The sequence below is a fragment of the Paraburkholderia panacisoli genome, from assembly GCF_008369935.1.
Classification (GTDB): Bacteria; Pseudomonadota; Gammaproteobacteria; order Burkholderiales; family Burkholderiaceae; genus Paraburkholderia; species Paraburkholderia panacisoli.
In genome coordinates this window covers 1-5,838 of sequence record NZ_VTUZ01000109.1, presented here as the reverse complement: position 1 = coordinate 5,838, position 5,838 = coordinate 1, and the positions used below count along the sequence as shown (strand labels likewise).

Annotated in this window: 3 protein-coding genes; 2 read left to right on the top strand and 1 reads right to left on the bottom strand. The window is 63.3% G+C overall.

Annotation, left to right across the window (positions count from 1 at the left end; all coding sequences use genetic code 11):
• A partial coding sequence (locus tag FVF58_RS52230; protein ID WP_188131234.1) for a hypothetical protein occupies positions 1-623 on the top strand: 623 nt, incomplete at its 5' end.
• Between the two features lie 519 nt (positions 624-1,142).
• Here the strand turns inward: FVF58_RS52230 and FVF58_RS50605 are convergent.
• Positions 1,143-5,000, bottom strand: a complete 3,858-nt coding sequence (locus FVF58_RS50605; protein WP_149676929.1) for an AAA family ATPase — start codon at positions 4,998-5,000, stop codon at positions 1,143-1,145.
• A 123-nt stretch (positions 5,001-5,123) separates the two neighbouring features.
• On the opposite strand from FVF58_RS50605, the gene FVF58_RS50600 reads away from it, so the two are divergent.
• On the top strand, positions 5,124-5,438 hold the full coding sequence (locus tag FVF58_RS50600) for a DUF4148 domain-containing protein (protein WP_149676928.1): 315 nt from the start codon (positions 5,124-5,126) through the stop codon (positions 5,436-5,438).
• The last annotated feature ends 400 nt before the right edge of the window (positions 5,439-5,838 follow it).

The window sequence follows — 5,838 nt, the reverse complement described above, 5'->3', positions numbered from 1 at the left end:
TCACGGCGCAGGCAGTTCGGGCGCAGGTGGTGCGGGCGCAGGCGGTGCGGGCGCAGGCGGCAGTTCGGGCGCAGGTGGTGCGGGCGCAGGCGGTGCGGGCGCAGGCGGTGCGGGTGCAGGTGGTGCGGGCGCAGGCGGTGCGGGTGCAGGTGGTGCGGGCGCAGGTGGTGCGGGCGCCGGCGGTTCGGGCGCAGGCGGTCACGGCGCAGGCAGTTCGGGCGCAGGCGGTGCGGGCGCAGGCGGCAGTTCGGGCGCAGGTGGTGCGGGCGCAGGCGGTGCGGGCGCAGGCGGTGCGGGTGCAGGTGGTGCGGGCGCAGGTGGTGCGGGCGCCGGCGGTTCGGGCGCAGGCGGTCACGGCGCAGGCAGTTCGGGCGCAGGCGGTACGGGCGCAGGCGGTACGGGCGCAGGCGGTACGGGAGCAGGTGGTTCGGGCGCAGGCGGTGCGGGAGCAGGTGGTGCGGGCGCAGGCGGTTCAGGCGCAGGCGGTCACGGCGGAGGCGGTTATGGCGCGGGCGGCTCAAGGTAATCGGCCGCGTTGTTTTCAGCCGCCCTTTCGTGCAAGAGACGAAGGTCGTGGCGGCTACCGGACGGGTAGTCCCGATTGTATGGGGCATAAAGCGTGAGATCCCTTGCGTTTGTCCATCTCTCTAGCGGAAGCTCCGATGGCGGTATGCAGCCGGCCGCCCCGTTCGGGGCAACAGTAAGAGGCGAATGTCAGCTGCCGAAGCGCATCGGCCATATGAGCGTTCATTTGCTCAGGTAGAGCAATGACGGGAACTGGCCGGAAGTACGCATTCACCCAGCCTGCCGGAAAGCCGCGGTTGATGACTCCAACGTCCGCTCTGGAGGGCGTTCGCCGAATTGGTGCTCTCGGCCAAAACCAGCCATTTGCGAGCGCTTTCACACAGACTCTCAAATGTCAGCTCGACTCACGACAGCAGACATTCGCCGAGCTGATCAGTGCGTGCGTTGTTCGCCAAGTCGGTCGCGCCAATGTGGCAACGAACTGACATTTCGCGAAGCGCGCCTAAATTAATCGTTATAGGAAATGTCCTGTATGGCGCGACGAACTTGATGAGATATACGCGCGACAAACAGGACGGGGCGAGGTTCAAGCACCACCGCCATCGACACAGGAAACTTCACCCAGACAACTCATCGAGCAGCACCTTGGCCTGCCGCAGGTCAGCCGTCTCGAAGCCCTCTGTGAAGGCGTCGTGGATCTCCGAAAGCCCCTGCCGGGCTGCCGCCGTCTTGCCCTGTCGTTGCCATAGGCGCGCGAGGCTCAACATCGCGCGCAGCTCGAGCGACTTGGCGTCTTGGCGGTGCGCTACTGCGATGGCCTTGTGAAAACACATTTCTGCCTCTTCGGCATTCGCGGAGCCACCGGTTTGGATGCTCGCCCCCTGAAGCATCAACTCGCCCTCGAGCCGATGCAACTCAGCTTCGTAGTAACGCTCCCCCGACTTTTCGACCATGGTCAGCGCCTCGGCCAGCACGCCCAACCCGGCATGAACTTGCCGGGAGTTTCCATAGGCTGAGGCCAGGAGAGCCAGAAAGTACGAGCGTCCCAGCTCTGCCCCTGTGGCCCGATAAGCGGTCAGGCCCTGGCGAATCTGCGCGGTACCCTCGTCGCTGCTCCCAAGCTCGGTCATCGCCGATCCCCGAAGGATGGTGCCCAACGCCGAATAGAACGAAAACCCCTGCTCGGAAGAAAGCGCGATGGCGGCCTCGGCGAACTCCAAGGTCAATCGCGGCTGACCCTGTAATTGGTGGAGTTCGGCTCTGGAGACCAGGCACTGGGCCAGGCTAAGGGGATGAGACATTTTCCGGGCCAGGGCAAGCGCCTCCTGGCTTCGCTTATTGGCGTGTTCGGGATAACCCAGACACCACAGGTTCAAAGCCAGGATGTTTAGGCAACGTATCCCCGGATCCATACCGTAAACAAAGGCATAAGCATGCCGGTGTTCAGGGTCGTAGAGGGCAAGCACCTGCTCTAAATGGGCACGGGCGATGCCGGACTCGCCTAGACGGAACAATGTCGTTCCCAGTGCGCGATGAGCCTCGACCAGGAGTACCGGGTCTTGCGCGTGCTCGGCCTGCGTGAGTAGCAGCTCGCCCAGCTCTTTTGCCGTCTCGTACCGGGCACGCAATTGGTAAAACGCCCGCAGTCCCACCTGCACGGAGAAGCGCTGTGGTGTTTCGCCAGCCTGTTCGCACAAGCTGAGCGCGCGAGTATAGGTCGCCTCCACCTCCGACGCCCCGTAACCTCGGGTTGCAATCAAGGCCGGACCGAGCGTGAGCTGCAGGGTGAGTTCCTGACGGGCCCGTTCGGGCATATCGGGCAAGCGCTTTAGCAAGACCAGCGCCGCGCCCAGGTGCCGGATCGCTTCGGGATTCGCTGACCGCTGGATGGCCTGTTGCCCCGTACTGTGCAGGTATTGCACGGCCTTCGGGATGTTGCCGCTCGCACTGTAGTGATGTGCCAGTTCGCTCCAATAGTCCTTGAGCCGGGTGGGATACAACGCCTCGATGGACTGCGCCGTGCGTTCATGCAGTACGCTGCGCTGTTCGGCTAGCAGGGAACTGCCCGCGACCTCCTGCGTAAGGGCATGTTTGAACGTATATTCCACCTCCGGGAATGTTGGCCGTTCGTACACAAACTCGGCGGCCTGCAGGTGGGACAGCAGGCGGCGTAACTCGTCCTCTGGCTGCTGGACTACCGCCTGGATCAGACTCCAGGGAAACTCCTTGCCGACGACGGCTAGAGTCTGCAGCAACGCCTTCTCCGCGGTGGGTAGCCGATCCATGCGCGCCGCGAGTACGCACTGTACGGTGCTCGGGACATGCAGCGCCGTGGGCGTCTTCTCGATGCGGTAATTTCCTGGTTCGCCGAGCAGTACTTTCTCCTCAGCCAGGGTCTTGACGACCTCCTCAATGAAGAAGGGATTGCCTTCGGTCTTCTCCAGAATGAGCTGCTTGAGGGGCGTCAATCCGGAATCGTGCCCCAGCAAGGCGCTCAGCAGACCCTGTGCTTCGACCTGGCCCAGCGGATCGACCCGCAACTGGGTGTAGTAGCTTTTGTGGCCCCAGCCATGCTGATACTCGGGCCGGTAGTTCACCAGGACGAGGATCCGGGCGCTCGCCAGCCGTTCGATAAAGAACACGAGGAATGCCTCGGTTTCGGCATCCAACCATTGCAGGTCCTCGAACAAGAGTTCGATCGGCTGGTTGAGGCTTTCGCGTACCAGCAGGCGCGTGATCGCCTCGAACGTGCGACCGCGTCGGATCTGGGGGTCCATGTCCGCCAGCGACGATCCGGACTCGCTGATCCCGAGCAGATACAGCAGATAGGGCAAGAGGCCTTCCAAGCCGCGCTCTAGCGCCAGCACCTGATCGGTGACCTTCTGGCGGCACCGTTGCTCGTCGTCCTGAGCGGTAATCTGGAAATAGTTTCTCAAGAGCTCGATTAGCGGCAGATAGGCAAAGGCTTTGCCATGCGACACCGAGAAGGTCTCCAGCACCAGACAGCCGCGCCGCGAGCGTTCCTTGAACTCGAGGAGCAGCCGCGACTTCCCGACCCCGGCCTCGCCCACCACCGCGACCATCTGTCCGCGTCCTGCCGTGGCTTGTTCCAGTGCCCGATGTAACTGCTCCAGCTCGGCCTGACGGCCCACGAACCGCGCCAGGCCTCGCCGCTGCGCCACTTGCAGGCGGGTTCGCAGTGCACCGAGACCCAGTACCTCATAGACGGCCAGTGGCTCGGGGATGCCCTTGACCTGGGCGTCCCCCATGGCCCTGAACTCGAAATATCCTTCCGCGACCTTGTGGGTGCGCTCGCTCACAAGGATCGACGACGGCGCGGCGATCGTCTGCATGCGGGAGGCGATATGGATCGTGTACCCCACCGGATCATAGTCCGTGCGCAGGTCGTCCTTGCGGATCGAGCGCACCACCACCTCGCCGGTGTGAATACCTACCCGGACCTGCGGCGCAATGCCCTGCTCGAGACGGGTCCGGTCACTGTGGCGGCGCATCCCATCCTGCATGCGCAGCGCCGCATACAACGCCCGCTGGGGGTGGTCCTCGTGAGCGATGGGAGCACCGAACAGCGCGAGGATTCCGTCGCCCAGGGACTTCGCCACGTAGCCCTCGTAGTGGTGCACGGACTCCATCATCAGCTCTATGACGGGGGCGATCAGGCGGTAAGCCTCTTCGGGATCCAGGTCGTGGAGCAATGCTGTCGAGTCGACCAGGTCGGCAAACAGCACGGTAATGGTCTTGCGTTCACCGGCGGTTGCTCCCCGCGCGTCCAGGGCCGCCTGCTCGGCCAGGATGCGCTCGGCCAGATGAGGCGGGGTGTAATGAACGGGGGGCGGCGAGGGGTCCACGGGCGCACCGCACGCGCGGCAGAACTGCGCGCTCGGGCTCAGTTCGTGGCCACAGTTCGGGCACATGCGTGTCAGCCTGGATCCGCATTGTTCGCAGAAACTGGCTCCGACGGCATTCTCGCGCCCGCATCTTGTGCAGCGCACATAGCGCTGATCCCCGTCGGGTTGAGGCGGGGCACGGCTTTCTGATGATGGCACAGGCGACCCCGAGTCGATTGCAGCGGCTTCGCGAGGCGCAGTCGGTATGACGGGCCGAAGTTCGAGCATGTAGCCGCGGTGGGGCAAGGTCCGGATCACCTGCTGTCGGTGATCGCCCAACGCCGAGCGCAGTTCGCTGATGCACTGCACCAGCGAGTCGTCGGTCACGATGACGTCGCGCCACACCGCCTGGATAAGTTCATCTCTCGCCAGCAGCCGACCCGGATGCTGCGTCACGTACGTCAACAGTGCAAAGGTCTTGGGTCTGAGCGCGACCGCCCGCCCGGCGACGCGCAACTCGCCGCGAGCGATGTCGACCTCGAATCCAGGGTAGTGCAACACGCTCGCCACCGCCGCGGAGTCGCCAGTGGCCGTCGTCGCTGCCACTTTCGGGGAATTTTCGGGATTCATTCGGCCTATCGTCGTGCCACCCGACGCCCTCCTACCTATTCTGGTCTTGCCAACGAACTTGCATGTGCCACTTCGACGCGCGATTCGTTGCAACGGACTTCACCACTTCTGGAGCTAATTATCATGAGATCCCTGATTCAAGCTGCTGTTGTTGCTACGGCGTTGAGTGCGCCTGCTCTTTCCTTTGCGCAGTCGAACGCGCCTGTCACGCGCGCACAGGTCCGTGCCGAACTCATTGAACTCGAGCGAGCCGGCTATCACGTGGAAAACGACCACATCCATTATCCCCGTGCCATCCAGGCGGCGGAAGCGCGCGTTGCCGCTGAACATGCGACAGCCAGCGGTTATGGTGGCGTCGAGAGCGGGGCCTCATTGTCCGGCACATCGGCAAGCGTTCCAGCTCAGGCCCAAGCGAGGTCGCTCTATTTCGGCCATTAAGTTGCAAACAAGCGATCTATCCACATAGTCCGGAAATGTGCGCTGCGCCGATCATCTGGGCCCGCGTGTTGCCTCACGGGATGATGCTATTCCCGGGTAATTGTCACTGTCCGATCGTTTTGCGATGACGGCGCCGCCGAGTATCTTGGTCACCGTTCACCGGCACGGTTTGATCGCCATGCCTTCACGCAGCGCTGCAGGTGCGTTGTCACGCGTCGGGTTAACGACCGGTCAACCCTGGAACTTGCCAATTGCACGGCGTACCGTCGAAGGTCCCTTTCACGCCCTGAGTCAGTCCGTCAAGTTTTTAGAGGGGGAGGCGTGAGGTTTGCAAGAAGGGGCGAGCCTCGCTTCCTCAATGCGTTCAGATAGACACTTTCGTCGTATCGTGTTCCAGTCT

What these genes read in the sequence shown, in the direction of transcription:
- FVF58_RS50605 (WP_149676929.1), bottom strand. Translation starts at nt 5,000, where the DNA reads ATGAATCCCGAAAATTCCCCGAAAGTGGCAGCGACGACGGCCACTGGC.
- FVF58_RS50600 (WP_149676928.1), top strand. Translation starts at nt 5,124, where the DNA reads ATGAGATCCCTGATTCAAGCTGCTGTTGTTGCTACGGCGTTGAGTGCG.